The sequence below is a fragment of the Microcystis sp. M53602_WE12 genome, from assembly GCF_030065455.1.
GTDB lineage: Bacteria > Cyanobacteriota > Cyanobacteriia > Cyanobacteriales > Microcystaceae > Microcystis > Microcystis aeruginosa.
The window spans coordinates 1-1,816 of record NZ_JASJFB010000090.1; the positions used below are offsets into that span (position 1 = coordinate 1).

Consider the following 1,816-nt stretch of genomic DNA (forward strand, 5'->3'; position numbering starts at 1 on the left):
AATAGCGACTCTTGTTCGGGTGTGGGGTAAAATCGGAACGAGTAGGCTTTTTCCATGTCTCACATTTTAGCATATATTTCGTAAACGATGCTCATATTTAACAGTAAAGCCGTCGTAGAACGACGGGGTTTCAGACCCAAATTTTCGATGAAAGAACGCAATTTCAGCGTCCCCGGTCTAAGGTCCCAGGTAGAACAATCTGGTCGCGTGGTCGAGGAGTCCCTCGATTCTCTCAAACAATCCCCAGAATTAATCGCAAAGAAGCTGATCCAACGTACCAAGAAGGAACCAGAACAGATGACCTAACCTTGATCCTACAGGGTGCGATCGATCGAGAACGCCGTCGTCTGTTACATTGGTTTCTCATCTGTCAGATCACGGGTTTGTTATCTGGTGGGGTCATATCCTTTTCTCTTAAAGGTGAACCCCTATCGGGAGCGGGTTGGGGATTGGGCATCGGTAATCTCCATTTCGGGGTGTCTGTCGGTTTTCTATCGAGGAAATAGTCGTTACCCGATAATCACGCTTAAGGTTGCGACCACGCAGTTGCCGTGAGACTTCAGACGTTCGTTTTGTCGAACGTCTGAAGTCTCACCCTGTCAAATCATCTCCTTACCACCCGGCCCGCTTTCAACAAAATCGAGTATGTCTTCTGGATACTGAAAGTCTTCTGGGATGCTGGCCAACGGTGAAGTTAGGCAGATGGCAACTTCAATTACTTGCGATTTTTCCAGTATCCAGGCTCACGACTGCAATGCATGACTGCCAAAATCAGAATGTAGTCTTGCTCAATTGTGTAGAGAACACCGTAAGGAAACTTACGCGCCATACACCGCCGAACATCTTCATCAATTGCAGCGTAACGGGTTGGAGACTCCCTGATCCGATAAACTGTATCCTCGATCGCGTTTATGAACGCTTGAGCAACCTCAACTCTCTGCTCTGTGTAGTATTGAACTGCTTCAGCGTATTCATTCAGGGCTTCAGGATGAAATACGTACCTCATGGCTCAATCAGCCGTCTGACTTGGGCTAAAGCGTCTTCGCCTGGAATTGGTTGAATAGAACCATCTCGCACCTCATCTCTTCGGCGCTTGGCTTCAGTTACCCAAACTGCCTGAATTGCTGAGTCGGTATCGAATTCCAAGCTTTCCACCAACTTGTCTGCTAGGAATGCTCTTGATTCGCTAGGCAGCGACAATATTTCCTCAGTCAGTTGCTCAATTGATCGCATAGTCCCCATCCCTCGCAGAAGGCTCAATCCTGAATGAATTGTATCAAACTTTGACATGAGACGAATTTGAGGAAGCAATCGTCCACCTCAGATCCCACATTATACGGCTTGGTTAGTTGCTCGAAACATTTCGCACCTCTTCGACTAATTTATGCACCTCTACTCCTGAAAAGTGCCTTTGCCCACAACCATTCCACAAGTTCTCAAATTGCTCTCTAAAATGTTTATACCAGTGAGGATCTCGATCGGGTCGCAACTCAAAAGTAGGGGCAAACGAATCAGAGTGGTGTGGGTACATTTCAACGATTATTCGTCCATACGGCTCATCAGGGTCGATCACCACTATGCCAAAGGCTGGTTTGTATGGAAGTAACCCTAATTCGATTTTGTCAGAAGCATTGGCTAGCATCCCAACTCTCTCAAGGATAGGACGCAGCGTATCAATAGACCTCTTGCATAATTTTTTTATGGTATAATATAAGGTTTTGCTTTTTTCTCAATTCTTAGATTGAAGTGGAAAAAAGAATAAAATGTGATCTTAGGTCAGGAAATCATCTATAATTTTGCTATGTTTATTAGCAAA

The 1,816-nt window shown here is 45.3% G+C and carries 6 protein-coding genes; 2 read left to right on the plus strand and 4 right to left on the minus strand.

What is annotated here, in order from left to right:
• A partial coding sequence (locus PX482_RS27610; RefSeq protein ID WP_072024880.1) for a helix-turn-helix domain-containing protein occupies positions 1-56 on the minus strand: 56 nt, incomplete at its 3' end.
• A gap of 31 nt (positions 57-87) precedes the next feature.
• On the opposite strand from PX482_RS27610, the gene PX482_RS03845 reads away from it, so the two are divergent.
• Together PX482_RS03845 and PX482_RS03850 are read left to right on the plus strand one after the other, a co-directional pair.
• Entirely contained in the window at positions 88-306 is a 219-nt protein-coding gene (locus PX482_RS03845; RefSeq protein ID WP_288122081.1) for a hypothetical protein, read from the plus strand.
• 2 nt (positions 307-308) lie between these two features.
• Positions 309-506 carry a hypothetical protein gene (locus PX482_RS03850; protein WP_002758581.1) on the plus strand — a complete coding sequence of 66 codons (198 nt, stop codon included), beginning with the start codon at positions 309-311 and terminating at the stop codon, positions 504-506.
• A gap of 209 nt (positions 507-715) precedes the next feature.
• Here PX482_RS03850 and PX482_RS03855 read toward each other — a convergent pair whose 3' ends face one another.
• The 3 genes from PX482_RS03855 to PX482_RS03865 form a co-directional block, all read right to left on the minus strand.
• Entirely contained in the window at positions 716-1,006 is a 291-nt protein-coding gene (locus PX482_RS03855) for a type II toxin-antitoxin system RelE/ParE family toxin (RefSeq protein WP_002758582.1), read from the minus strand.
• The gene (locus PX482_RS03860) at positions 1,003-1,233 is read right to left on the minus strand and encodes an addiction module protein (RefSeq protein ID WP_002758583.1); all 231 of its coding nucleotides are present in this window, start codon (positions 1,231-1,233) and stop codon (positions 1,003-1,005) included. The genes PX482_RS03855 and PX482_RS03860 overlap by 4 nt, the downstream gene beginning before the upstream one ends.
• A 112-nt stretch (positions 1,234-1,345) precedes the next feature.
• Entirely contained in the window at positions 1,346-1,642 is a 297-nt protein-coding gene (locus PX482_RS03865) for a hypothetical protein (protein ID WP_155120380.1), read from the minus strand.
• Positions 1,643-1,816 lie beyond the last annotated feature (174 nt).

What these genes read in the sequence shown, in the direction of transcription:
- PX482_RS03845 (WP_288122081.1), top strand. Translation starts at nt 88, where the DNA reads ATGCTCATATTTAACAGTAAAGCCGTCGTAGAACGACGGGGTTTCAGA.
- PX482_RS03865 (WP_155120380.1), bottom strand. Translation starts at nt 1,642, where the DNA reads ATGCTAGCCAATGCTTCTGACAAAATCGAATTAGGGTTACTTCCATAC.
- PX482_RS03855 (WP_002758582.1), bottom strand. Translation starts at nt 1,006, where the DNA reads ATGAGGTACGTATTTCATCCTGAAGCCCTGAATGAATACGCTGAAGCA.
- PX482_RS03860 (WP_002758583.1), bottom strand. Translation starts at nt 1,233, where the DNA reads ATGCGATCAATTGAGCAACTGACTGAGGAAATATTGTCGCTGCCTAGC.